This window comes from Sphingobacterium sp. UBA5996 (genome assembly GCF_002429765.1).
Lineage (GTDB): Bacteria > Bacteroidota > Bacteroidia > Sphingobacteriales > Sphingobacteriaceae > Sphingobacterium.
Genome location: NZ_DJAS01000014.1, coordinates 60,165 through 86,073 on the forward strand (window position 1 = coordinate 60,165; position 25,909 = coordinate 86,073).

General features: G+C 40.0%; 19 protein-coding genes. 9 read left to right on the plus strand and 10 right to left on the minus strand.

Going from position 1 to position 25,909, the window contains the following annotated elements; genetic code table 11:
• The first annotated feature begins 2 nt into the window (after window positions 1-2).
• The 6 genes from B3E00_RS10730 to B3E00_RS10755 all read left to right on the plus strand — a co-directional run bounded on the left by B3E00_RS10730 (window position 3) and on the right by B3E00_RS10755 (window position 14,137).
• Complete coding sequence (locus B3E00_RS10730; RefSeq protein WP_293938392.1) at window positions 3-4,553, plus strand: efflux RND transporter permease subunit; 4,551 nt, start codon at window positions 3-5, stop codon at window positions 4,551-4,553.
• A 246-nt stretch (window positions 4,554-4,799) separates the two neighbouring features.
• A complete protein-coding gene (locus B3E00_RS10735; RefSeq protein ID WP_293938393.1) occupies window positions 4,800-6,428 on the plus strand; it encodes a DUF6377 domain-containing protein in 1,629 nt (542 codons plus the stop codon).
• A gap of 254 nt (window positions 6,429-6,682) precedes the next feature.
• Window positions 6,683-9,661 carry a SusC/RagA family TonB-linked outer membrane protein gene (locus B3E00_RS10740; protein ID WP_293938394.1) on the plus strand — a complete coding sequence of 993 codons (2,979 nt, stop codon included), beginning with the start codon at window positions 6,683-6,685 and terminating at the stop codon, window positions 9,659-9,661.
• Between the two features lie 11 nt (window positions 9,662-9,672).
• Window positions 9,673-11,190: a RagB/SusD family nutrient uptake outer membrane protein gene (locus tag B3E00_RS10745; protein ID WP_293938395.1), complete on the plus strand. Its 1,518-nt coding sequence runs from the start codon at window positions 9,673-9,675 to the stop codon at window positions 11,188-11,190.
• Between the two features lie 79 nt (window positions 11,191-11,269).
• Window positions 11,270-12,742: a glycoside hydrolase family 30 protein gene (locus B3E00_RS10750; protein ID WP_293938396.1), complete on the plus strand. Its 1,473-nt coding sequence runs from the start codon at window positions 11,270-11,272 to the stop codon at window positions 12,740-12,742.
• A 57-nt stretch (window positions 12,743-12,799) separates the two neighbouring features.
• Entirely contained in the window at window positions 12,800-14,137 is a 1,338-nt protein-coding gene (locus B3E00_RS10755) for a DUF5125 domain-containing protein (protein ID WP_293882567.1), read from the plus strand.
• A gap of 184 nt (window positions 14,138-14,321) precedes the next feature.
• Here B3E00_RS10755 and folP read toward each other — a convergent pair whose 3' ends face one another.
• From folP to B3E00_RS10775, 4 genes are read right to left on the minus strand one after another with little or no spacing between them, the layout of a single operon-like run.
• Complete coding sequence (gene folP / locus B3E00_RS10760) at window positions 14,322-15,164, minus strand: dihydropteroate synthase (RefSeq protein WP_293938397.1); 843 nt, start codon at window positions 15,162-15,164, stop codon at window positions 14,322-14,324.
• Window positions 15,165-15,195: 31 nt separating this feature from the next.
• A complete protein-coding gene (locus B3E00_RS10765; RefSeq protein ID WP_293882572.1) occupies window positions 15,196-15,675 on the minus strand; it encodes a DUF4920 domain-containing protein in 480 nt (159 codons plus the stop codon).
• A 1-nt stretch (window position 15,676) separates the two neighbouring features.
• Window positions 15,677-16,255: an L-threonylcarbamoyladenylate synthase gene (locus B3E00_RS10770; protein ID WP_293882574.1), complete on the minus strand. Its 579-nt coding sequence runs from the start codon at window positions 16,253-16,255 to the stop codon at window positions 15,677-15,679.
• 27 nt (window positions 16,256-16,282) lie between these two features.
• Window positions 16,283-17,101 (minus strand): 2,3,4,5-tetrahydropyridine-2,6-dicarboxylate N-succinyltransferase, encoded by an 819-nt coding sequence (locus tag B3E00_RS10775; protein WP_293882576.1) that lies wholly within the window; start codon window positions 17,099-17,101, stop codon window positions 16,283-16,285.
• 362 nt (window positions 17,102-17,463) lie between these two features.
• Here B3E00_RS10775 and B3E00_RS10780 point away from each other — a divergent pair, with 362 nt between their 5' ends.
• The gene (locus tag B3E00_RS10780; RefSeq protein ID WP_293882578.1) at window positions 17,464-17,898 is read left to right on the plus strand and encodes an RNA-binding S4 domain-containing protein; all 435 of its coding nucleotides are present in this window, start codon (window positions 17,464-17,466) and stop codon (window positions 17,896-17,898) included.
• A gap of 48 nt (window positions 17,899-17,946) precedes the next feature.
• Here the strand turns inward: B3E00_RS10780 and ytxJ are convergent, their stop codons facing one another.
• The 5 genes from ytxJ to B3E00_RS10805 all read right to left on the minus strand — a co-directional run bounded on the left by ytxJ (window position 17,947) and on the right by B3E00_RS10805 (window position 22,556).
• Window positions 17,947-18,285, minus strand: a complete 339-nt coding sequence (gene ytxJ / locus B3E00_RS10785) for a bacillithiol system redox-active protein YtxJ (protein WP_293882580.1) — start codon at window positions 18,283-18,285, stop codon at window positions 17,947-17,949.
• Entirely contained in the window at window positions 18,282-19,022 is a 741-nt protein-coding gene (locus B3E00_RS10790) for a hypothetical protein (RefSeq protein ID WP_293882583.1), read from the minus strand. Before B3E00_RS10790 ends, ytxJ begins: the two co-directional genes overlap by 4 nt.
• Window positions 19,023-19,311: 289 nt before the next feature.
• Window positions 19,312-19,800, minus strand: coding sequence for a 6,7-dimethyl-8-ribityllumazine synthase (ribH, locus tag B3E00_RS10795; RefSeq protein WP_293938398.1), 489 nt, complete (start codon window positions 19,798-19,800; stop codon window positions 19,312-19,314).
• An 81-nt stretch (window positions 19,801-19,881) separates the two neighbouring features.
• The gene (locus tag B3E00_RS10800) at window positions 19,882-20,376 is read right to left on the minus strand and encodes a tetratricopeptide repeat protein (RefSeq protein WP_349676343.1); all 495 of its coding nucleotides are present in this window, start codon (window positions 20,374-20,376) and stop codon (window positions 19,882-19,884) included.
• A gap of 260 nt (window positions 20,377-20,636) precedes the next feature.
• Window positions 20,637-22,556, minus strand: coding sequence for a polysaccharide biosynthesis protein (locus B3E00_RS10805; RefSeq protein ID WP_293938399.1), 1,920 nt, complete (start codon window positions 22,554-22,556; stop codon window positions 20,637-20,639).
• Between the two features lie 133 nt (window positions 22,557-22,689).
• On the opposite strand from B3E00_RS10805, the gene B3E00_RS10810 reads away from it, so the two are divergent.
• Together B3E00_RS10810 and B3E00_RS10815 are read left to right on the plus strand one after the other, a co-directional pair.
• On the plus strand, window positions 22,690-23,901 hold the full coding sequence (locus B3E00_RS10810; protein ID WP_293887548.1) for an alanine dehydrogenase: 1,212 nt from the start codon (window positions 22,690-22,692) through the stop codon (window positions 23,899-23,901).
• A gap of 77 nt (window positions 23,902-23,978) precedes the next feature.
• On the plus strand, window positions 23,979-24,830 hold the full coding sequence (locus tag B3E00_RS10815; protein ID WP_293938400.1) for an alpha/beta hydrolase: 852 nt from the start codon (window positions 23,979-23,981) through the stop codon (window positions 24,828-24,830).
• 9 nt (window positions 24,831-24,839) lie between these two features.
• On the opposite strand, the gene B3E00_RS10820 is transcribed toward B3E00_RS10815, so the two are convergent.
• Complete coding sequence (locus tag B3E00_RS10820) at window positions 24,840-25,886, minus strand: ABC transporter ATP-binding protein (protein ID WP_209577493.1); 1,047 nt, start codon at window positions 25,884-25,886, stop codon at window positions 24,840-24,842.
• Window positions 25,887-25,909: the final 23 nt, after the last annotated feature.

A 25,909-nucleotide genomic window follows, 5' to 3' on the forward strand; every position in this document is an offset into this window, starting at 1 on the left:
TTATGTTTGAAACATTTATAAAACGGCCTATACTGTCGTTGGTTATTTCGGTGTTTATTACACTTTTGGGTCTGTTGGCCTTATTTACATTGCCCATTACACAATTTCCGGATATTGTTCCACCTTCTGTAGTCGTCAATGCCAATTACACAGGAGCTAACGCCGAAGTGAGTACAAATGCAGTTGCTATTCCTTTAGAAAAGGCAATTAACGGTGTTGCAGGGATGACTTACATGAACTCGGTGTCTACCAATAACGGGAGCACAGTGATTCAGATCTTTTTCGAAGTCGGCACGGATCCAGATATCGCTGCTGTAAACGTACAAAATCGCGTTACAACAGTATTGGATGAACTACCCGAGGAAGTAATTAAAGCAGGGGTTACTACAGAGAAAGAGGTCAATTCGATGTTGATGTATCTGAATGTTTTTACGGACGATGAAACGGCAGATGAAAGATTCATTTACAACTTCGCGGACATTAACATTCTAAAGGAACTTAAACGTATTGAGGGGGTTGGACTTGCTCAGATTATGGGGATGCGCGACTATGCGATGCGTGTTTGGGTTAAGCCTGACCGTATGGCAGCTTATAATATTTCTGCTGAGGAGGTGGTTGCTGCATTACGCAAACAGAATATAGAGGCCGCGCCAGGTCAAACAGGTATCAGCTCGGATAAAATGCGTAATATGCAACAATATGTTTTGCGTTATCCGGGTAAATTCACTGAAATTGAGGAATATGCTAACGTTCCTATTCGCGCCACGGCAAATGGCTCCATTATTCGTATAAAAGACGTTGCCGATGTTGAATTTGGCTCATTAGATTACGAAATGGTGTCAAAGACCGATGGTCGGCCCTCGGCTTCCATCATGTTAAAGCAATTGCCTGGATCAAACGCACAGGAGGTTATTCAGCGTGTGAAGGATCGGATGGCAGAGCTGAAACAGACCCAGTTCCCGACCGGCATGACCTATACGATGGGATATGATGTGTCGCGGTTTTTGGATGCTTCAATATCCTCTGTTATCAAAACCTTATTAGAGGCATTCCTTTTGGTTTTTATTGTGGTATTTATCTTTTTGCAAGATTTTAGAGCCACAATTATCCCTATTTTGGCCGTGCCCGTGTGTTTGATTGGCGCACTATTTTGTATGCAGATGCTCGGTTTCTCCATCAATCTGTTGACCTTATTTGCATTGGTATTGGCGATAGGAATTGTGGTAGATAATGGTATTGTTGTCGTGGAAGCTGTGTATGCCAAAATGGAAGAGGAACATCTCCAACCCATGGAGGCAACATTGGAAGCCATGAAAGAAGTTGGTGGTGCCGTTGTGGCCATCACCTTAGTTATGTCGGCTGTTTTTGTTCCAGTAGCCTTTCTTTCAGGACCGGTCGGAATATTTTATCGTCAATTTTCGCTGACACTCGCAGCAGCTATTGTTATTTCTGGAATCAACGCTTTAACATTGACTCCTGCGTTGTGTGCACTTTTCCTAAAATCGCCACACGACCGTAAACCAACGAATAACTGGTTGGACCGTTTCTTTAAAAAATTCAACCAAATCTATGATAAAACAGCCTTTGGCTATAAAGGTATTTTGGTAAAAACGAGTGCGCGACGCGGACTGACACTTCTTTTGTTGGGAGGATTTTTTGTAGCAACTTGGGGCAGTAGTGCCATCTTACCCTCTGGATTTATTCCAACAGAAGATCAAGGGATGATCTATGTCGCGGTAACGACACCGCCGGGTGCAACTGTAGACCGCACAGAACGCGTTTTGGATAAAATTGACTCCGTATCAAGAAAGCTTGATATTGTTGAAACTGTTTCTACCTTGTCAGGATATAGTATTGTTACCGAAGTATCAGGAGCTTCCTATGGAATGGGTATGATTAACCTTAAGCCTTGGAAAGAGCGGGACCAGACTGTCGATGATGTCATTAAGGAGCTACGCGATAAAACCAAGGATTTTGCTGATGCACAGATTGATTTCTTTCCGCCGCCAACGGTGCCGGGATTTGGTAATTCGTCGGGTTTTGAGTTGCGACTTTTGGATCGAAGTGGTAATGAGGATCTCAATAAAACGGCGGAGGTGCTGCAGAAGTTTATGGACGATATGGAGAAAAGCGAGGTCCTTCAGGATATCAGCTCCAGCTTTGATGTGAACTTCCCGCAATATATGCTGAAGGTTGACTACGATATGGCTGCAAAAAAGGGGATATCAGTAGAAAATGCTATGAATACACTGCAGACCTTGATGGGAAGTCTTTATGCAACAAACTTTATTCGCTATGGACAAATGTATAAAGTGATGGTTCAGGCTGGCCCCGAATATCGCCAACGGCCAGAAGATGTATTGCGCCTATATGTAAAGAATGAGACAGGTGAGATGGTACCTTACAATGCCTTTATTTCCATGGAAAGAATTTATGGGCCTGAACAAATAACGCGTTATAATATGTTTAGTTCAGCCATGATCACAGGGCAGTCTTCAGCGGGTTTCAGCTCAGGTCAAGCCATTGAAGAAGTGGAGAAAATTGCTTCTTCTTTGCCGCAAGGCTATAGTATTGAATGGTCGGGTATGACCCGTGAGCAAAAGATTTCTGGAAACCAGGCTTTGTATATTTTTGCCCTATGTCTTCTATTTGTCTACCTGTTGTTATGTGCGCAGTATGAAAGCTTTCTGTTGCCTTTACCGGTTCTCCTCTGTCTTCCGGCAGGGATCTTTGGCGCATTTATTTTCTTGAAAGTCTTCGGATTGGAAAACAATATTTATGCTCAGGTAGCATTGGTGATGCTGATTGGTTTGTTGGGTAAGAACGCCATCCTGATTGTGGAATATGCCAATTTGAAATATAAGCAGGGAATGGATATCGTGACAGCTTCAATTGAAGGAGCGGTAGCCCGTTTGCGTCCCATATTAATGACTTCCTTTGCATTTATAGCAGGTTTGATTCCTTTAATGATGGCCAGTGGAGCCGGAGCATTGGGCAATCGGAGTATTGGTACCGCTGCGGTAGGCGGGATGCTTATCGGAACCATACTTGGGATTCTTGTCATCCCTGGATTAGTGATTTTATTCTCAAAAAAGGATAATAAGAAACAAGTGGTCAAACAAGCGTCTTTAGTCATAGCCGCACTTATTTTATTGGGTAGTTGTTCGGTGCCTAAAAAGGCCCATCAACCCGAGAAAGTAAATGTACCGACCTCATTTTCCAAAAGCATTTCGCCGGATAGTTTAAATGTAGGCCGCAGGTCCTGGAAGGAAATCTTTAGGGATCCAAAATTAGTTTCTCTGATTGATTCTGCTTTGCTGAATAATATGGATATTCGTCAATCGATCTTGCGACTGGAATCTGCACAAGCTTATTTTAAACAGCGTAAGGCGGCATTAGGGCCAACCGTTGAAGCTGCAGTGGAAGGTGGAATACGGAAATATGGACATTATACAGAATCGGGAATAGGTAACTACGATTCAAATTTTTCGGAAAACCTGAAAAGTGATGAAAAATTGCCTGAGCCCTTTATTCCAGATTATTTTATAGGACTTCGCTCCTCCTGGGAGATTGACCTTTGGGGAAAGTTGAAGAGCCAAAAACAAGCAGCTTATTTTGGCTTTTTAGCTGAACAGGAAGGTAAGCGCCTTTTAGAAACAGAGTTGGTTTCCAATATTGCCACGGCTTATTATGAACTGATAGCGTTGGACCAAAAAATAAAGGTATACGATCGGAATATTGCCTTGCATAAAAATGCATTAGAAGTTGTTGAGCTAAAAAAGGATGCTGGTTATGCAACAGAATTATCTGTACAGCAATTTAAGGCTTTATTAGCCAACTCCAAAGCTGCCAAGGAGCAGTTACTTCAAGAGATAGCTTTGTGGGAACATCATATCAATGGATTACTGGGACGCTTTTATCAACCTATTGTAAGAAGTACCTATACCGAAAATGCAGATTTATATCATGCTATGCAATTTGGTACACCAGATGACCTAGTGAATCAACGTCCGGATATTAAAGCTGCCTATCTCAAGGTGATTGCATCTTCAAACAGCCAAGAAGCTTCACGTCTGGCATTTCTACCTTCTGTTGCAATAAGTCCATTTGTAGGATTACAGAGCTTTAGCTTTGGTAAGCTATTTAACTTGGATAGATCTATTGCTTATAATCTTTTTGGCGGTATCACACTTCCTTTATTTAATCAAAGACAGCTTAAAACGCAGTATGAGATTGCTAAAGCAGACTATGGAATAGCATTTGTGGACTATGAAAAAACGGTTTTAAATGCTTACAATGAGGTTTCTAATGTGATTATGACGCAAGAGGCAATCGTCAAACGACGTAATTTCGTAGATGAGCATGTTCAGGCATTGGAATTATCTATTGAAGCTGCCCAAGAGCTGTTTATTGCCGGGAGGGTGTCATCATTGGATGTTGTGACGGCTCAAAAAGAATCTTTGGAAGCCCAAGTTGGAAAAGTGGAGCTGGAGAAAGAGAGTACGTTAAACCAGATTCTACTCTATAAAGCCCTAGGAGGGGGCTGGCAATAAGATTTTTATTTCAATAGGAAAACTATTTTTCATGCGATAAAGAATTAACTTGTTAATTCTTGGACCCAAAAAGGTCAGGGAAAGAGGCCGTCGTGAGACGTCCTCTTTTTTTCTGATAGTCCTTCATGTTATAGGGCAGAAAGAACATTCAGTTTGTTGTCATTGCTAATGGTTGCTGCAAAGTCATGCATGTTTTGTAGTTATTTTTATGTAGTTTAGGCAACAGAATGTTGAACCGATTTTAGTATGTTGCAGCGCATTTTTCTTTTTATTCTTTTCGCACATTTTAGTCTTTACCTAGCTGCCCAAGTGGCTTCCGATAGCACCCGGGTTTTACAACGTTTGGAATATTTAATGGACAACCAAAAGATTTACGTCAAAAATCGTGAAGATAAGCTGGAAAAACTGAAACAAGAAGCAAAAGCTCTCGAAAGTAATCCTGCTGAATTTTTGAAGAAAAACTACGAAATCTTTGAAAATTATAAGAAATTTGATTCTGACGCAGCGCTTTCTTATATTTTACTGTGTCAAAAACTGGCTCCGCTAGATAATGATTCTTTACAGGCAGTGATTCATCTCGATTTGGCATGGGTCTATTCCACTATCGGACGATACATCGAAGCCGCACAATTATTGAAGCAAGTCGAGTCAGCTCATCTTGGCAGGGATCTCCTGGCAAAGTATTATGATACCTACAGCTCTTTCTATAGCCATTATGGTCAGAGCAATAATCGATCAGAGTATTATCAGGCAAGTGAAAAGTATCGTGATTCATTGTTGACGGTACTGCCAAAGTCTTCCTTGGAATATCGTACCACCATTGCCATAAAAACGTTGTTCAACGGTAATCGTGAGGATGCTAAAAGACAACTGTTAATGCTTTGGAATGAAAACAAGAAGGATGTTGAGCAGCGCGCCCTGATAGCGTATTTTATGGGACTCATATATAAGTATGAGAAGGATATAAAAAGTCAGATCTATTATCTTTCCATATCGGCGAGTGCTGATATTGAAATGGCTAATCGTGACAACGCATCTTTTCACGACCTCGCCCTAACATATTATGATCAGCAAGATTTTGACCGAGCTTTTCAGTTTATCGAAAAAGCAATTGACGATGCGATGTTATGTAAAGTCCGTTATCGGATTATCGAAGGTACCTCTTCATATCCTATCATCAATGCAGCCTATCAGCAGAAAATCAGTAGTCAAAATAGGCAGTTGGTTGGCTTAGTCGTTATCGTCAGTATTTTATTGATTGGTGTCATCATTGCACTCCTTATTATTTATAGACAGGTGCAACATTTGCGAAGAATACGATCACAGCTGTCAGCAACAAATCAGCAGCTTCGATCATTAAATAATGAAATTAATCAGACTAACCTTAAATTATCGGAATCCAACCACATCAAAGAAGAGTATATTGCTCAATTTTTTGATATGTGCTCCAGCTATATCGATAAAATGGAAGATATTAGAAAGGTTTTATTAAAGAAAGCTACAAATCAACAATGGGATGCTCTTCGTGAGCAGTTGAAGTCAACACAAATGGAGGAACGGGAGGTAAAACAACTGTATGTTAATTTTGATCGTATTTTCTTAAACTTATATCCGACCTTTGTTGATGAATTCAATGCTTTGCTCCAGGAGGACGAGAAGATATACCCCAAAAAGACAGAGCTGTTAAATACCGAACTTCGCATCTTTGCCTTAATTCGATTGGGCATTGATGATTCGGTAAAGATTGCAAGCTTCCTGCGTTATTCTCTTCGGACTGTTTATAATTATAGAACAAAGGTACGTAATAAAGCTGCCGGAAATCGGGACGCCTTTGAAGCTGCTGTCTGCCAGATTGCGGTAATTGACCGTGCGTAGACGCAGTTTTCTATACCAAAAAACAGTTGATAATTCGATTCTTTCGCTTATTTAGGTACTTTTTAAAGCGCTCTGGTTTTTGTATTAATCTTATTATTAGGTTGTTGTGTTTTTTAACCGGTACTTTTTAAGTACTCACTCTTTTTTCTGTATCAAGGTGACCTTAGTTTTGTTTTGAGCAATGAAGCAGGGGAAACTCATTGCCATTTTTGGAATAACCAAAAGATGAAACAATAACCAATTTTTTATTTCATATGATTTACTTTACACGAAAAGTTGCCTTTTCTATGGGGTTGGCTTTCCTGTTCACCTTGATGAATTTGGTGTTTGCCCAAGACCGGATCCAAATCAGTGGACGTGTCCTGGATGCCAATGATCAGAAACCACTTTCTGGGGTAACCATTACACAGAAGGGAAGTAGCAATGCAGTCTCCAGTAACGGAGATGGGCGTTTTCAAATGTCAGCTAGTACGGGCAGTACACTCCAATTTACATTTGTTGGATACGATACCAAAGAAGTGCCCGCCAATAGTACCATGGTGGTCCAATTAAACTCTTCTACCAATGTGCTTGAGGACGTCATTGTAATCGGTTATGGTAGTGTGAAAAGAAAAGACGTGACAACTGCAATTTCTTCTGTCTCTACCAAAGATCTAGAGAAGAGACCCGTTACTAATTTTGGCCAAGCTATTCAAGGCAAAGCGGCCGGGGTAACTGTTATTCAGCCGAGTGGTCAACCAGGTGCAGCACCTCAAATACAAATTCGCGGAATAACATCTTTTAATAGCAATACTACTCCTTTGTATGTCGTTGATGGGGTTCCTGTTGAGGATATTAAATTCTTGTCACCAAATGATATAGTGGATATCCAAATTCTAAAGGACGCTTCATCCGGCGCCATTTATGGTTCTCGCGGTTCGAATGGCGTTATTTTAGTAACGACCAAGTCCGGTAAAGCTGGTGAAGCAAAAATAACGCTTGGAACACAATGGACAGCCAATGTTGTCAATAACACTGTCCAGGTTTTAAATACCAGCCAATACAAAGATTTACAGGATGAGATCGGCCTAGTCAACCTTCCGGAAGGGTTGTTGGATCAGACCGACTGGTTTAAAGAGACCTACAAAACAGGTATTCAGCAAAACCATCAAATATCGATTTCGGATGGTAATGAGAAAATCCGTTACTATTTGGGTGGCGGTTATTTGAATGAAAAAGGGACATTACAAGGCTCGTTCTTTAGACGGTATAATTTCCGTGCTAATATTGACAATCAGGTTCGAAAATGGTTAAAGGTCAATGCGAATATCAATTATTCGGATAACAATGATAATGGTATTACCTCGGGCTTGGGATCCAATCGTGGCGGTGTTGTTACCTCCGTGATTACAACACCCACTTATGCGCCGGTATGGGATCTGGCAAATCCGGATCGATTCTATAATAATTTCTATGGGATCAGCAACATCACCAGTCCTTTGGAAAACTTAGCGCGGACAAAAAATAATAATAACCGAGAAAATCGGATTGTCGCCACAGGAAGTGCATTGGTTTCTTTTATGCCGAACCTCACTTGGAAAACTTCGTTTTCATTCGATCGAAGATCTGGCATTATGACTACCTTCCTGGATCCTTGGACGACAGCATGGGGAAGAAATCAATTTGGCGAGGCCTCCGACATGCGTAATACAAACACCGTATTAACTTGGGATAATATCTTAACGTATAGCAAAAGCTTTGGTAAGCATAATCTGGAAGTAATGGGTGGTTCTTCCTGGACAGATTCTAAGTACGCTAGAAGTGAGATTTTTGGCTCAAACTATGCAAATGGCATCATTGAAACGCTGAATGCTGCCAATAAGATTTCTTGGGACAGGACAGGATCTACGGCATCAAACTGGGGAATTATGTCCTATTTTGCTCGTGCCATGTATAATTATGATGGCAAGTATTTAGTGACTGCGAATATGCGTGCAGACGGTTCGTCGAAGCTTAGCCCAGAACACCGTTGGGGATATTTTCCATCGGTTTCGGCTGCATGGAGAATCTCTTCGGAAGACTTTATGAAAGATATTGCCTGGATTAATGATTTTAAAATACGCGGTGGATGGGGACAAACTGGTAATCAATACGGATTAGGCGATTATGCATATCTACAATTAAGCGGTATCCAACGTCAACAGTGGTTTGTAGAGGGGAAAGAAAATTCATTGCCCAATATCAACAAACCAACAATCTTACGAGCGAAAGACCTGACTTGGGAAACAACAAGTACCACCAGCATCGGTTTTGATATCACCATGTTGAGCAACAGGTTAACGGTCAGTGCCGATTATTACAACAAGGATACCAAAGATCTTTTAATGAATGCAAGTCTACCTGCAGGACAGCAAGCAAACACGATCCAGAGAAATGGTGGCCGTCTGAACAACCATGGTTTTGAATTTGCGGTGAATTCAAAGAATCTGACCGGAAATTTAACTTGGAACACAGATTTTAATATTTCTTTCAACAGAAATAAACTACAGCAATTGGATTTACAACAGGTGTATTATGATGTCAAGACAAACGATTATGTCAATGACTTCGTGGTAAAAAATGAGCCGGGGAGATCGCTTGCAGGATTCTACGGTTATCTATCAGATGGTGTAAATCCTGAAACGGGTGAACTCATGTATCGTGACCTGAATGACGATGGTAAGATTTCATCAAGCGACCGTACCTATATCGGTAATCCGCTTCCAAAGTTTGTGTACGGTATGACAAACAGCTTCTCTTATAAGAATTTCGATCTAAGTATATTCATTCAGGGGACTTATGGCAATGATATCTTCAATGCCAGCCGTATGGAAACAGAGGGAATGTATGACGGTCGCAATCAAACAACAGTAGTATTGGATCGTTGGCGGGTACCTGGACAAATTACGCATGTTCCAAAAGCAGGTTTCGATATGAAAAACTCAAGCTATTTCGTCGAAGATGGCAGTTATCTGCGCATGAAAAATGTTTCTTTGGGTTATTCTATCACGCCTGAAAAACTGAAACGGATTGGTATCAACAAAATTCAGCCTTATCTATCCGTAAGTAATCTATTTACCTTGACCAAATATTCGGGCATGGATCCCGAAGTGAACCAGTATTCCGGTGGATCTGATTCCAGAATCCAGGGTATTGATTGGGGAACCTATCCACAGAATCGTTCATTTGTTTTAGGTCTTAATATTGAGTTTTAATTGTCTGTATCATGAAAAAATATATAAGTAACGCGCTTTCTTTGCTAACCGGCTCTTTGTTTTTATTTTCTTGCTCTTTGAACCGTGATCCACTTTCAGATTATTCGGATGTTAGTCAAGGAAAGACAGAGACAGGAACGCAGATCGTTTTCAAGAATAAAGCCGAAGTTGAAACTTATTTGGCCGGAATTTACCAGCAGATGAAAGATCGGCAGGAACATTGGTATCTCGACCTCCTCTTGATTGGCGATTCCCACGCCGATAATTCCTATGCGGGAACAACCGGCGCGGAAGTTGTACCTTTTGAAAATAATTCTATTGAAGGGTCTAATTCTGTGGTTGACCGGGATTGGGGAAGATATCTGGAAGATGTTGGACGTGCAAATCGATTGATCATTTATGTGGATAGTGTCGCCGATAAATCGGTGAGCGATACAGAAATTAGGACTTATAAAGCACAAGCGAAACTATTCAGAGCATTGGCGATGTTTGATATGGTCCGTATATTTGGATCTATCCCTGTCATTACCACAATTGCACCCGATATTACCGGTGATAATGTCAATGAAGTTTATCCGCAGTATTTCCCTAAACAAGCTACCGAAGAAGAAGCTTACAAACAGATCGAAAAAGATTTGATGGATGGATTGGCAGATGCACCAGCCAACAACAACGGAAATAAGACTTTATTTACCAAATCCGTAGCGCGCGCTATGCTGGCAAAGATCTATGCCGAAAAACCAATTCGCGATTATGCTAAGGTTATTCAATTTGTTGACGCATTGACTGCGGATGGTTTTGATCTGAATACCAATTACTCAGACTTATATGCAATGAATGCAAGCAACACCGATCTTGCACAACGGAATACGAAAGAATCGATTTTGGAGGCACAGTTTACTTCTGGAGGAGGTAACTGGGCGACTTGGATGTTTGGAAGGGATTTGTCCAATTATGATAATAACTTCACATGGGCAAAATGGATAACCCCATCACGGGATTTGATACAGGCATATACGAATGAAGGGGATCAGATTCGTTTGGGGCAATCTATCGTCTATTATTCCACTACTTGGAGCAACTATTATCCTTCCAATCATTATCCATTCATGTTTAAACTGCGGTCTGCATTTAATAGTATTGTCAAGCTTCGTTACGCAGATCTTTTATTGCTTAAGGCAGAAGCTTTAATTCAACAGGGATCAGATTTATCCGGTGCAGCAGACATTATTGACAAAATTCGCACACGTGCTAAATTGCCTAAAATATCCGCTGCCATACGTTCAAATAAGGACGCTTTATTAGACGCTTATTTGAAAGAACGTCGTCTTGAATTGGCCTTCGAAGGACAACGATGGTTTGATCTCGTGCGCTTAGACAAGGTCGAATCTGTCATGAATGCTGTTTATGCAAAAGATGCTGGAAGAAAGGCACAGGTGTATCCCTTCACGAAGAACTCTTACCGTTTACCGATTCCGCAACCAAAAATTGATCAGAATCCTAATCTAGTTCAGAATCCGGGGTATTAATTGATTTAACAAGTGGAATCCCCCATCTGATGGATGGAGACAAATATATTAACAGATGAAACGTAATAATAAAAAAACTATGATATATACATTCTTGTTGTCCTGTCTAGTGACGGCAACATCTTGTAACCGTGACAGCTATACACCTTCACAAGGTGATGAAATTAAAAAAAGTGGTGATGTTACCATTTATACGACGACAGGCAGTCGGTCTTTGGATTTTGGAAAACGCTTTGTTGATTTCAGTTCCAAATTTAACATGTCGCCCAATACAATTACGCTAGATCCAGCTAAGAAATTTCAGACAATGGACGGCTTCGGTGCAGCAGTTACAGGGTCTACCTGTTATAATCTGATGAAAATGAGTAAGGACGATCGAACAAAATTTCTTACCGAGACTTTCTCAGATAAAGATGGAATGGGAATGAATTACATCCGTATTGCGATTGGATGTTCCGACTTCTCTTTGAGTGAATATACCTGCTGGGACAAGGAAGGAAAGGAAAATTTCGGCATGCAGATGGAAGAAACCCAATATATCATTCCGGTACTTAAAGAGATACTTGCTATCAATCCATCTATAAAGATCATGGGCTCACCATGGACTCCACCGAAATGGATGAAAGTTAACAACCTGACTGATTTAAAGCCTTTTGATTCCTGGACTAGCGGACAGCTAAATCCAAAATACTACCAGGATTATGGTTGGTATTTCGTGCAATGGATCCAGGCAATGAAGAAAGAAGGTATCAATATTTATTCCATTACTGTTCAAAATGAGCCTTTGAATAGGAAGAATTCCGCGTCGCTTTATATGTCATGGCAAGAACAACAAGCTTTTGTAAAACAATCTTTAGGGCCACAATTAAAAGCAGCAAACCTGTCGACAAAAATATATGCATTTGATCATAATTATAACTATGATGATATTGCTGATCAGACTGATTACCCTGTGAAGATTTATAACGATGCCGAAGCAGCATCATTCTTTGCGGGAGCGGCTTACCACAACTATGGTGGTGATAAAGCTGAGCTAATAGATATCCATAATCAACGTCCGGATAAAGAACTGGTCTTTACAGAAACATCCATTGGGGAATGGAATGATGGCCGGAATCTTGAAAAACGTTTGATGGAAGATATGCGTGAAGTCGCCATTGGCACAGTTAACAATTGGAGTAAGGGTGTAATTGTCTGGAATCTGATGTTAGATACCGAAAAAGGACCGAATCGGGAGGGCGGCTGTCAGACATGTTATGGAGCTGTAGATATTAGTAAGGCGAATTATAAAAATATAACACGCAATTCGCACTATTATATTGTTGGTCATCTTTCTGCGGTGGTCAAATCAGGAGCGATACGGATTGGCACCTCTGGGTATACTGCTGAAGGCTTGGTTTATACGGCGTTTCAAAATACAGATGGAACCTATGCTGTCGTTTTATTAAATGACTCAGGCGATAGCCGCAAAATCACATTGGCTGACGGTAAAAATCATTTTAGCTATGATGTGCCAGCAAAGGCGGTTGTTTCTTACCGCTGGACTTATTAATTGGAGGACGATAAACCCTAAGCGCTATCTTGCCGATAGCGCATAAATTATGAATAAATGAAAAGATACTTCATCAATCTACTCTTGGCAACTGCTGCTCTTGCCGCAGTAAGTTCCTGTAAAAAGGATGAAAAATATACCTATCAGGTAGGGGATCCTAAAATCGAATTGAAATCACCTATTTCATCCGCAAATTTTGGTGATAGCCTAGAATTCCAAGTACACGTTTCCGATAACGAAGTTGCACTCTCTACGGTTAAAGCCCAGTTGTATTTTACAGATGACAAGGTAACAGAGACCGTGATCCGTACCAAAGAAAACGGAGACTACGCTGGAAAGATTTATGTTCCATTCCTGAAAGGTATTCCCGACGGAAAAGCAACATTAAAATTTGTTTTGCAGAATATAAGCCAGAAAACGAGCGAACAGTCTTTTGACCTAAGCCTCAGCAGACCTGACTTTCCGTATTTAACCTTGGTCACCGAATCCAAGTCATATCGAATGGAAAAGGTAGGACGTAATCAATATGCAGCAAAAGAAAACTTTCCTGCAGAAGTAAAAGGCTATATCCAAGCGCCAAAAGTTGGTTCACAAGGAAATGCAATGAATTTTGGTTGGGTCAATAATGTTATTAATTTAGGTTCTACTGCCGAAATTCCATTCTCGAATTCGACTTCTGGTGTATATCCGATTCAATTTAATACATTGACCTTTCAGGCTTCTCCGTTTATTGTTGTTCTACTCAATGGATCGCAGTTTAGCCGACTAGATGATAAGCATTCCAAAGTTGAAATCGAGCTCGCGCAAGGAAAAGCGACAACCTTCGAAGGGATTGCGGATCTGCAAAATTGGTGGATTGATCCAGATTACTTTGCTCAAGCGGCCGATGGAACTCTTTCGTTTAAAGGAGCAACCGGGAAATACCGTGTTACCGCAGACTTTAACTTAAAATACTTTGTGGTTGAGGCGATGACAGGTAATGATTTGGCAAAACTACAAGATGACGGAACTGGTGCCATCTGGATTATTGGCGAAGGAATTGGAAAACCTAAGGTATCCAGTAATCAGGTAGGCTGGAATACGGATAAAGCGCTTTGTTTGGTTCCATTAGGTAATAAGAAATATCAGATAACGGTTAAGGCCGGAGAGTCCATAAATTCTGATAACATCAACTTCAAATTTTTCCATCAAAAAGGATGGGGAGGTGAATTTGGAGGTGCGGACATCACAACTACAAGTGATATTGTATTTGTGGGGGATGGCAATAATGGACGTGACTCGGGTAATCTTGGTATAAAAACCGGTAAAGTATTAGAATCAGGTAAGACTTATATTTTCACGCTGGATTTGACTGCCGGGAATAAGAAGGCTGTGTTGACCGTAGCAGCGAAATAAAATAAAACGAGTTTTGGAATTCCTGGGCAGTTTTTTTGCCCAGGAATTTTTATCTAAGCTTAACTTATTTGATAGATTTTAAGTCTTTCGGACCATTCCTATATAACAGTTGGACGATAGCAAGGAAAGTCCGTATCACACTGTGAAAATCCGATGATATGCTTTTTAGGAAAATAGAGCTAATCTATGAATAGAAGAGATCAACTAACTGTTTCGCTTCTTTTACATCATGTACACGTAGAATTTGTACGCCTCTTTCGAGCAGTAATGTATTCAAAGCGGTAGTACCGTTTAACGCTTCCTGGGCTGTGATCCCGATTTTTTTATAGATCATGGATTTGCGGGATATTCCGCCCAAAATTGGTAATTCGAAGTAGTGAAGTTCATTGACACGATAAAGCAACTCATAGTTCTGTTCGGCTGTCTTGGCAAAGCCAAAGCCTGGATCAAGAATAATGTCTTTCACCCCCATACTTCTTAGCACGGCGATGCGCTCACCCAAAAACGTGGCAACATCCGTTACAATATCTGTGTAGTCTGTTTTTTCCTGCATATTTTCGGGAATACCGCGCATATGCATAAGAATGTAAGGAACCTGGTATTTGGCTACTGTAGCAAACATATTATCGTCGAGTGTACCACCAGATACATCATTAATGATGTGAACGCCTGCTTCGACCGCTGCAGCTGCAACGTCGGCCCTGAAGGTATCAATTGATAAAATGGCATCAGGAAACGCCGCTTTAATTGCTCGAATTGGTGGTAGAGCTCGATCCATTTCCTCCTGTGATGAAATTAATGGTGCGCCTGGACGTGAAGAATAGGCGCCAATATCGAGAATTTGAACTCCCTCAAGCAATAACTCCTTTGCTTTCCCTACCGCACGTTCAACGGTCGTATTATCGCCACCATCGTAAAAAGAATCCGGAGTCACATTGAGTATGCCCATAATAATGGGCGTATCGAAGGTCATTAAGGTGCCATCGACTAGTATGGATTGACAGGGTGATGTTTGAAATCTTTTCATCGGAACAACGACAGCGTAAGCGTATACAACTTTATTTTACAACCAAAACACCATCAGCAATAATGCTTATGTCTTTTTTGGGTTGTGTAATTTGATCTATTTCAGCCTGTGATTTGCCAAGATCCTTTGCGGCATGTTGTAAAGATGCGACGGAAACTTCTTTTTTCTTTGCGCTCCCCTCCACGACAACCGTCTTACCGACAATGTTCGATGGCATAAAAAAACCATAGTCTTTAAAACGCACGGTAATAGGCTCTTGTCCGTCACGTTGTAAGGTCATGAAACAACCCTTTTTCTTACACACTTCTACCACCTTACCCGTTATCTTTCCATGGAAAGCATTCTTTTGTGTAAGCTCCTTTTCAAGCTTTGCCACTGAAATCGCATTGGAAGCAGAAATTTCTTTCCCATATTTTACTCCGGGCTTGGCTGCTGGAATATCCTTTTGTTGCCCGAATGAAAAGCGAGTGACGACAATGGCCAAAACAAGAAATAAAAAGATCTTTTTCATATTATTTTCTAATAAATTCGAATTTACCACTTGGGTCTAGTTTCATAACGGTAGATGATTTTCCATCTGTTGCTACATTCCTGTCGTAAGCGACAATATAGTCGACTCCAGCTTTAATGGTGTCAGCGATTTCATCAAAATCTTTTGCTGTAGGTTCACCGCTGATATTGGCCGAAGTGGAGATTATGGGTTTGCGAAAGCGTTGTAACAGCTGCTCACAAAAAGGATGTTTGACAATTCGAATGCCAATAGATCCGTCTTCCGCTATTGCATTGGGAGCAAGATTTTTGGCATTCGAATAAACAATTGTCAAAGGCTTTTCTGTGTATTCAATAAGTTGATAAGCGACTTCGGGAATCTCATTGACATAACTCGCCAGTTGATTGTCATTATGTAATAAGACTATCAGACTTTTAGATTTGTCTCTTCCTTTCAGTTGAAAGACTTTTTCTACCGCTTCAGGATTGGTAGCATCGCAGCCTATTCCCCAAATTGTATCCGTTGGGTAAAGGATCAGTCCACCATTTTTTAGCGTTTCCAAAGCCTTATTCAAATCTTCTCGATCTACGAATCCACTCATCTTTAATTTTCTATGCTAATTTTAATTTTAAACCGCAACATTGTGTTCACGTAAAGCGTCGTTTAATGAAGTCTTTTTGTCCGTAGACTCTTTGCGTTGTCCAATAATCAGGGCACAAGGAACCTGATATTCTCCAGCTGCAAATTTTTTCGTATACGATCCTGGAATAACAACAGAGCGGGCAGGCACATAACCTTTATATTCTACTGGCTCAGATCCAGTCACATCAATAATTTTTGTCGAGGCTGTTAGTACAACATTGGCACCTAATACGGCTTCCTTTTCTACGCGAATACCTTCGACTACAATCGCTCTTGATCCGATGAAAACATTGTCTTCAATAATAACCGGAGCTGCTTGTACAGGTTCCAATACACCACCAATGCCAACGCCACCACTCAAATGTACATGTTTGCCGATCTGAGCGCAAGAGCCGACAGTTGCCCATGTGTCCACCATCGTACCTTCGTCTACATAAGCACCAATATTAACATAAGAAGGCATCATAATAACCCCTTTAGCCAAATAAGCACCTAAACGAGCCGATGCCCCGGGTACAACACGCACGCCCGTATGCTTATAGTCTGTTTTGAGTTTCATCTTATCATGAAATACAAAAGGCCCAGCAGTCATTTCACGCATGTCATTAATAGGAAAGTACAAAATAACAGCTTTCTTGATCCAATCGTTCACGTGCCATCTGGTGCCAATCATTTCGGCGACGCGAATTTCACCGCTATCTAATTTCATGATGACCGTACGAATCGCTTCCGTATATTCTTTATATTCTAATAATTGCCTATCTTCCCAAGCTTCCTCAATCAGTTTTTTAAGTGGCTCTACCATATTATTTTTTTGCTTATTTGAATTAGTTTATTTTGATGTACAAACTTAGATAAAGTTGGACTTAAAAGCAACTTTATCCATTGTTCCTTGCGTTATACTTTCCAGATACCAACAGCGTACCAATTTATGATCAGCTCTTCACCGTACCCACAGTGTGCGCGCAGCGAGTTCACGTTGAATCCACCTGTTGAAGGTGCATTCACCATGCAATGCTCGTTTTAACAGTCCGCTTGCAATGAGGAGTTGACGTTTGGTTGGTGAGCGATTGAATAGGAGAGGGTTGATAATTGAACTCAGGTGTATGGATATTTTCTATAATTTCTTTTGGTTGTAATGGTTCTAAAAATAGCTATTTTTGTACTATGGCTGGAACATCAGAAAAATTAAGAATTGATAAATATTTGTGGTCAATTCGTTTATTTAAAACCAGAACCTTGGCGACCGAGGCGTGCAAGGCTGGAAGAGTTAAATTAAAAGGACAGAATATAAAACCATCTTACGAAGTAAAGTTAGGCGATGTATATCACGTTCAAAAAGGTATTGAGCGTAAAATCGTGCTTGTGACCGGCCTGCTGGACCGTCGTGTGGATGCAAAGACTGCTGTGCAATTCTACGAGGATCAAACTCCTGTTGAAGAGACGGTTGGATATAAATCTATGTTTCACGCTCCTGTCCTCAAAAGAGATCGTGGTACCGGTCGGCCTACTAAAAAGGACCGTCGGGAAATCGATGATCTGCAATCTTCAGAATGGTGGGAAAAGGACGATGAAATAAAAAATCCAGAACCAAAAAAATAGCTGTTTATTTTGATGGAATCCAAAAAGAATCCGACATGGACTATACTATTAGATTGCCACTAAGTATTTTTCGATCTCATCAAATTGGATATCGCCATGTGAAGCATCGTATATACTGTCTTTTCCTTTAATAATCAATATTTGAGGAGATTGATGTTCTACATTCCAGCGTTGAGCAATCTCATTCGAAAGAGAACGGTAGCGCAATAGGTCTAAGAGATAAATCGTATAATCGTGGTCTGATAGCGCAGACATTCGTTCAAGACTGCGTTTAGCCATATTACTGATACCACATGTTGTGCTATGTTTAAAAATAGCTGCAACTTTATCCGATTGATATAGTTCTTGTAGCTGTTCTTCTGTGTTTAATGCTATCCAATTGATCATAATTCTGTGAATTTTTTTTGTTCTACTTGTACAAAAGATGAAATAGAGGAGAATAGACAACTTCTCTGTTCGTTCGTTGTGCAATTGAATAGGCTTGGTAAACGTATACCGTCGCCGATCTCCTTATAATTGCTCACTTCATATGTAATTTTTTCTCCCTTATCTGTGTATTCATAACGCGCGATTTCCCCTGTATTTTGATCGATGTAAAGCAATCCGGCAATCCTGGTCCCAAAAATGGGGGTTGAAGAAAGGATATTGGATATCGTTAATTTTTGTCCTGCGCTAAAGCTTTCTTTCTGGTTTTTGAGCTGCACATTCTTCTGTCCAATGAGGGTGGGTAAAAGGAGCAAATTAAAATCCAAAAAGAGTTGGCTTTTGATTGATTTCTTAAGCTCTGCCTCGTCTGTGGATAAATTTCCGCCAATAAAGAGCTTATCACCCCCAGGGTTTTTAAAATTAAATAGGTAAGTCACTTGGTCTGTTCCTGTATACCCATCAAATCGACACGCTCCCGTTGTCCGATTGAACAAGAATTTTCGTTCCTCGTTAGCTAATTGGTCTGAAATGTTATTCCCTTTTGCAGAGAATGCTAAATACTGTAACGAATCCCACTTTTCTTGACCGCCAATACTTTGCCAAATCTGTTTATGTAGACTATCCTCTTGCGCTATTAAATTCAACTGACAGAACAAGGTCAGGATAACGATACTGAATACGTTCGATAATATTTTCATAACCCTATTTTTTTAAGAAACAATCATCAAGTGGACTATGCAAAAATTAAAGATACTCCACTTCATCATTGCATTATTTTCTGTGAGACTGGCGATTGTTCCGCTTACTTTATCCATGTGAGCCCATCAACGACAATTTATTCTGATGAAAAATAAAAATCGATTAATAAGATAATAGCATATTTTATTAATCGATTGATCACAAATGGAAGTACCTTACTTTAAACTATGTTCAATAAATACTTTCATCATTGACGTGTAAGTATAAGTAGGCAAAATTGATACCAAATTAGAATTTTTTGGCAATATGCGCCATTTGTATCGCTGTAATAGCAGCTTCTTCCCCTTTATTCCCATGCTTTCCACCTGCACGATCCAGTGCCTGTTGAAGATTGTCTGTTGTTAATACACCAAAAATTGCTGGCTTATTATATTTGAGCCCCACATTGGCAATGCCATTTGCAACTGCATCGCAGATGAAATCAAAATGTCTTGTTTCGCCCTGGATGACGCAACCTAAACAAATAACTGCGTCAAAACCCTGATTTCTCATTGCCAGATCCGCTCCTGAAATTAATTCAAAACTTCCAGGGACCTCAATAATTTGAATGTTTTTTTCTTCAGCGCCATGTTCTTCCAGACCCTTTATTGCACCATTCAATAGTGCACTTGTAATTTCTGCATTCCATTGTGCAACAACGATTGCAAATTTGAATGGACTTGCATCCGCGACTTGGATATGCGAGAAGTCTGATAAATTTTTAATGCTACTTGCCATAATAGGAGCAAAGATAGTGTTTTAGATGGTCACAAAAAAAGAGGCTATCGAATAGCCTCTTTTTTTGTGACATTGTATCGCTTATAAATGTGCCTGTACGCGACCTAATAAGCCGTCAATGGTAGCGGCCTCTTGGCTTTCAGGGAAATCTGTCTTAATCTTTTTGTAGGCAGTCTCTGCACCTTTGTAATCATTTTGTGCTTCATAAACAAGGCCTAATTTTTTTAAAAAGAGCGGTGTTGTGTAAGAATTGCTCGATTTTTCGGAAGCCTGTTTATAGTAATCAGCAGCTTTTTTGTAGTCTTTTAACTCTGAATATGCATCACCTGTTAAACCAATTACCAAAGGATCAAGAATTTGGCTTCCAGTAGGAGAATATTTTTCAAGAGCTTTTACAGCCTCTTCGAATTTACCTTGGCGCAAATACAATCCCCCTAAATAAGCATTCGCTATATTTGCCGATTTTGTATTCGAATATTCATCCGCAATTTGTTTAAATCCAAGAAATGCACCATCCCCCATGATTGCTTTATTTTGCAAAGAATCAATTGTGGCAAGCTGTTCAGCTTTATACATACGGTTCGAAGCTTCCTCTGCTCTCGGATCTAGATACAGCTTTTGATATCCAAAATAAAGTAAGATCAATACAACGATACCACCTAAAATGAACACTACGCTTTTTTGGTTATCTTGGAAAAACGATCCTTTTGAAGGTTTGAAACCTTGATTTGTATTATTTGTGTTTTTAGACATTACTAATCAGTAAAATATGGATTGCAAAAATACACTTTTCGAGCAAAAATACAAGTATTTTGCAATTTTAAAGTGAATTAAGTTTAGTTTTCTGACTTATTTGATAATTCGATTTCTCGATCCAGTTGCTCGTAGATCGAATTTTTGCTTTTGAATTCCGGTACAATGATTTTCATTTGGTACACCACTTCGTTTTTGTTTTGCGTTGCCAATCGTTGCTGCAGCTCTTCGATCTTCATGAGCACGATGTCGTAATTATTTTCTCTCACCTTAGCAATCATAATTTTTTCATGATGAGTCGGTAGGGTATTTTCCAGATCATTTAATAATTCCTCATACAGCTTTTCTCCGGGGCGCAATCCCGTAAACTTTATTTCAATATCTTCATTTGGCTTAAATCCTGAAAGACGAATCATTTTTTTAGCTAACTCGACTATTTTTACAGATTTTCCCATATCGAAGACAAAGATTTCGCCACCTTGTCCCATTGTTCCAGCCTCAAGAACCAATCGGCATGCTTCGGGAATGGTCATAAAATATCGTGTAATTTCTGGGTGAGTAACCGTTACAGGGCCACCTTTTTGAATTTGATCTCTGAATCGTGGAATGACCGAACCATTTGAACCCAGTACGTTTCCAAAGCGTGTCGTAATAAATTTAGTATGGATACTTTCTTGCAATGATGCTTCCAAATGATTGTTCAACGACTGGACGTAAATTTCAGCAATTCGTTTCGTTGCCCCCATAATATTGGTGGGATTGACCGCTTTGTCTGTAGAGACGAAAACAAATTTTTCAACTTGAAATTCAACAGCTAAATCAGCAAGATTTTTTGTTCCCATCACATTCGTTTGTACCGCTTCCAATGGATGGTTTTCCATCATCGGCACATGTTTATAGGCTGCTGCGTGATAGACGTAGTGTGGTTTGAACGTTTCAAAAAGTAATTGCATTCTTTTTGTACTTCGGACATCGGCTATGTAAGTATGATATACTTGATTTGGAAATTCATCTTGAAGATCGAGTTGGAGATTATGTAAGGGGGACTCCGCCTGGTCACACAGTATAATCATCTGTGGTTCGTATCTTCCCAATTGGGTTGCGATCTCACTTCCTATAGAGCCTGCAGCACCAGTGACTAATATCCTTTTGCCTTTGGTTTGGCTTAGGATGTGATCATCGTTGATCTTTATAGGTTCCCTTTCCAATAGATCTTCAATTTTTATTTTTTGGATCTGATTGGGATTAAGGTCGCCATTCATAATTTTTTTAACTGGGGGCAGCGTTAAAATATTAACATTTTTTTCCAGCGCGACGTCAGTGATTTCATTTTTGCGGTCCGAAGGAATATTATGGGAAGCAATAATGACCTCCTCGACATTTAACGTTTTGATCAGGTGGCTGAACTTCTGCGAAGAATATATCTTCGTTCCATCAATGACCTTATTTATTTTTTGTTCGTTATCATCTAGAAATCCTACAATGGCATTTTTAGATCTTACATCGTGGTCTAATGTTCTTTTTACAGCAATTCCCAAGTCGCCTGCTCCATAAATCAGTGTTTTTTTTCTGGAGCCACTAGCTTTTTTTGTGTATAGGAAAAAAATCTTAATAATCGTTCTATAGACTGTTAAGATTAGAAATGAAAAGAGTGCAAAGAAAATAATGAGGGCAGTTGGGATATTACGCTCGATCTCATTTGCTTGGATTATTATTTTTATAACAAGGAGAATGAAAACACTAAATGTTATCGTCGATAATATACGTATGGAATCGATCGCACTTGTGTAACGAACTATTCCGGTATACATTTTAAAAAGGTAGAATGAAAAAGAGCATACACCTATAAATAAAATATAACGTATACTAAAATCAATGTCAAGCAAAAAAGCGAAGTCAAAATCATAGTAAATGACATTTGCGAGCAGATAGGCGATGGATACGCTAAAGATGTCCAATAAAAAAATGATCCACCGCGGCACTATATTTACTTTACTGAGCATGGTATTATATTTGATTAATTTAGACAAATGTAGATAAATTTGTTTCATTCCAAAGGTGTGCCAAACCAAATTTATCTTCGTTTGATAAGATTGATTATTTATTGTAATTTTAGCTAACGATCAATTTGACAAGATGAATGAGTTAGGGAAGCTTGCTAGTCAGGCTATGATTTCTCCAAAAGAGATGCTTTTTGAAAAGAAAAAGAATGCAAAAAGTTTATTTATAGGTATTCCAAAAGAGATCTCGCTCCAGGAAAAGCGGATATGTTTGACACCATTAGCGGTTGCATTATTGGTAGAGAATGGGCACGACGTTATCATTGAGACGGGGGCAGGCAGTGGAGCCAACTTTTTAGATCATCATTATAGTGAACAGGGGGCTCGGATCGTATCTTCCCGCGAAGAAGTATACCAAGCGGATTTGATTATCAAGGTCGGTAGCCCTACTGCGTCAGAAGTAAAGTTGATGAAAGAACGCCAACTTTTATTGTCTTCTCAGCAACCCTCACTCATGAGCTTAGATGTCTTAAAGGCATTAATGCATAAAAAGATTACAGCAATTTCTTATGAGTATTTAAGAGACGAGGGCGGGTGTTTAGCGGTCGTTAGGGCCATGAGCGAAATTGTGGGGGCTACGGCAACCCTGATTGCTGGGGAATATCTGAGTAATGCGTTTGGCGGAAAGGGGCTGATGTTAGGCGGTGTGACTGGGGTAGCCTCGACAGAAGTTGTTATTATCGGCGCTGGTACCGTTGGTGAACAAGCCGCCCGAACAGCTTTAGCTTTAGGCGCACAGGTAAAGGTTTTTGATAATTCAATATATAAACTTAGGCGTTTACAGAACAATCTTGGCAGCCGTGTTTTTACATCTGTTATACAGCCAATTATTTTAAATAAGGCTGTTATCAGTTCAGATGTCGTGATTGGTGCTTTGCGAGCACGCAATGGAAGGTCTTCTTGTTTGATTTCAGAAGAAACGGTATCTAAAATGAAGCCCAATTCCGTTGTTATAGATGTAAGTATCGATCAGGGCGGGAATTTTGAAACTTCAGAAGTGACCTCACATGATCAACCCGTTTTCCGAAAATTTGATGTTATTCATTACTGTGTCCCCAATATCGCTTCTCGTGTGGCGCGAACAGCAACCTATGCCATGAGTAATATTTTTACTTCAATTTTGCTCGATTTTGCTGAGCTTGGAGGATTGAAAAACGCAATTTGGAAAAACCCCGGAATCCGAAGTTCCATTTATTTGTATCAAGGTAATCTTACAAATGCTGATATGGCATCAAGGTTCAATATGACTGCCAAAGATTTGGATCTTTTAGTCGTTTCGTCTTTATAGATGATGTGTCTAAAGCGGATCTCGGAAGTGCACCTCTGGGACACGATTGTTTGAATTATTTTTAAATTATTAGGCTAATGAAAAGAATTTTTATGATTTTATGTTCGTTGATTTCACTCGTTAAGGCGCAGGAAACAATCAATCTTTATGCAGATTCCATTCCAAATTCCACGGATAAAGAGCAAGTGAAGTTAGAAAAAAATGTTCCTAGGTTATTTGCTTATCCGGCAGATAAAAGTAGTGCTAAGAATATCGCTGTACTGGTGATTCCGGGAGGTGGGTATTCTCATATCGCTATGGATCATGAAGGGCATGCTGTTGCAAAAGAGCTTGTAAAAAATGGTTATTCGGCTTTTGTTTTACAATACCGTTTACCTTCGCCAAATATTATGCGTAACAAATCAATAGGGCCTCTTCAAGATGCTCAGCGAGCGGTCCAATTGATCAGAACGTTGCACCCTGAACTTCGCAAGGTTGGCGTTATTGGCTTTTCTGCAGGCGGGCATTTGGCCTCTACTTTAATTACCCAATTCAAGAAGGACTATATAGCGAATTCTCCGCATGTATCCCTAAGACCTGATTTTGCTGGATTAATTTATCCGGTCATCTCCATGGAGAATGATATCACACATAAAGGATCAAGAATTAATCTGATCGGAGAAAATCCATCAGAAGATCTGGTCAGATCATTTTCTTCTGAATTACAAGTCTCTCGGGAAGTTTGTCCGGTTTTCTTTGTACATGCCAAAGACGATATGGCGGTGCCGATAGAAAACAGTTATCGAATGATTGCTGCTTTGGACAACGCAAAAGTGCCCAATAAGCTTTATGTCTTCGAGCAGGGGGGGCATGGTTTTGGGTTAATTAACAAAACTTCGGATAAATTGTGGTTTGACGCATTTTTGTCCTGGCTAGCTACACTGGATTAGCACATCAAATTAATGGTCAAAAGAAATCCAATGGGATATCGTCAGGTCGACTGCTTGTTGTTTTGGCGGAATGATTTGAGACGTTGTAATGGTATGTAAGTTAATCGCATTATTGCCGACAACGATTTCATAATAAAATCCTCTAAATCGCACATCTTTTACAAAAAAAGTAGACTCTTGTGAAGGACTTATAGAAATCCATTCTTGATGGATTGCTATAGGTTTTTCGGTTGTTATACCTAAATTTTGAGCTTGCTGGATATTTAAGATATTGCTTTTCGCCAACAATTGGGCGGTATAAGGGTGCGAAGGGTTGTCATAGAGTTGATGTGGGTTGTTTTGATCTAGGATTTTACCTTCTTTCATCACGATAAGATTATCCGCTAAAGCAAGTACTTCGGTCGGATCGTGAGAAACGAGTATAACAGTTAACCCGGTTTCTTTGACTATATCTTTTATGTCTTGTTGGAGCGTATCGCGAAATGAGGCGTCAACCTGATTAAAGGGTTCATCCATAAGTAGAACTTCAGGCTCATTGATGAGCGCACGGCAGATTGCAACGCGTTGCTTTTCTCCGCCACTGATGTCTGCTACTCTTTTTCGCCCAAGGTGGTCTATCCGCAGACGTTGCAGTATTTCCGCAGTTTTATCTTGTTTACGTTTGATATTTGTATTCGGCAATTGTGAAGCAACATTGTCCCACACGTTGGCATATGTATTTAAATCGTCAAAACCCTGCGAGACTAATTTCATCGCATCGTGACCGGGAATTAACTTATCCTTGCGTGTTGGTACCTGCCAGCCTTTATAGCGCACCACACCTTCTGTTGGTTCCAATAATCCATATATAAGTCTCAATAAGGTGCTTTTCCCGCTCCCGGACTCACCTATAATAGCTGTTATTTTTCCTTCTTCAATGTCGAAGGAACTGTTTTCAACAGCAAATTGCATGCTGTTCTCATGAAAGGAAAAGCTAAGATTTTCGGCGTGTATAGCAGATAATCCGGGCACATGAATATCAGATGGAATATATTGACAAGAGGATGATTGAGCCATATTGGGAAGTCGAAAAAGGTAAG

Bases quoted from the DNA above. Each gene is read 5' to 3' on its own strand.
- B3E00_RS10730 (WP_293938392.1), top strand. From the start codon at position 3: ATGTTTGAAACATTTATAAAACGGCCTATACTGTCGTTGGTTATTTCG.
- B3E00_RS10735 (WP_293938393.1), top strand. From the start codon at position 4,800: ATGTTGCAGCGCATTTTTCTTTTTATTCTTTTCGCACATTTTAGTCTT.
- B3E00_RS10740 (WP_293938394.1), top strand. From the start codon at position 6,683: ATGATTTACTTTACACGAAAAGTTGCCTTTTCTATGGGGTTGGCTTTC.
- B3E00_RS10745 (WP_293938395.1), top strand. From the start codon at position 9,673: ATGAAAAAATATATAAGTAACGCGCTTTCTTTGCTAACCGGCTCTTTG.
- B3E00_RS10750 (WP_293938396.1), top strand. From the start codon at position 11,270: ATGATATATACATTCTTGTTGTCCTGTCTAGTGACGGCAACATCTTGT.
- B3E00_RS10755 (WP_293882567.1), top strand. From the start codon at position 12,800: ATGAAAAGATACTTCATCAATCTACTCTTGGCAACTGCTGCTCTTGCC.
- folP (WP_293938397.1), bottom strand. From the start codon at position 15,164: ATGAAAAGATTTCAAACATCACCCTGTCAATCCATACTAGTCGATGGC.
- B3E00_RS10765 (WP_293882572.1), bottom strand. From the start codon at position 15,675: ATGAAAAAGATCTTTTTATTTCTTGTTTTGGCCATTGTCGTCACTCGC.
- B3E00_RS10770 (WP_293882574.1), bottom strand. From the start codon at position 16,255: ATGAGTGGATTCGTAGATCGAGAAGATTTGAATAAGGCTTTGGAAACG.
- B3E00_RS10775 (WP_293882576.1), bottom strand. From the start codon at position 17,101: ATGGTAGAGCCACTTAAAAAACTGATTGAGGAAGCTTGGGAAGATAGG.
- B3E00_RS10780 (WP_293882578.1), top strand. From the start codon at position 17,464: ATGGCTGGAACATCAGAAAAATTAAGAATTGATAAATATTTGTGGTCA.
- ytxJ (WP_293882580.1), bottom strand. From the start codon at position 18,285: ATGATCAATTGGATAGCATTAAACACAGAAGAACAGCTACAAGAACTA.
- B3E00_RS10790 (WP_293882583.1), bottom strand. From the start codon at position 19,022: ATGAAAATATTATCGAACGTATTCAGTATCGTTATCCTGACCTTGTTC.
- ribH (WP_293938398.1), bottom strand. From the start codon at position 19,800: ATGGCAAGTAGCATTAAAAATTTATCAGACTTCTCGCATATCCAAGTC.
- B3E00_RS10800 (WP_349676343.1), bottom strand. From the start codon at position 20,376: ATGTATAAAGCTGAACAGCTTGCCACAATTGATTCTTTGCAAAATAAA.
- B3E00_RS10805 (WP_293938399.1), bottom strand. From the start codon at position 22,556: ATGCTCAGTAAAGTAAATATAGTGCCGCGGTGGATCATTTTTTTATTG.
- B3E00_RS10810 (WP_293887548.1), top strand. From the start codon at position 22,690: ATGAATGAGTTAGGGAAGCTTGCTAGTCAGGCTATGATTTCTCCAAAA.
- B3E00_RS10815 (WP_293938400.1), top strand. From the start codon at position 23,979: ATGAAAAGAATTTTTATGATTTTATGTTCGTTGATTTCACTCGTTAAG.
- B3E00_RS10820 (WP_209577493.1), bottom strand. From the start codon at position 25,886: ATGGCTCAATCATCCTCTTGTCAATATATTCCATCTGATATTCATGTG.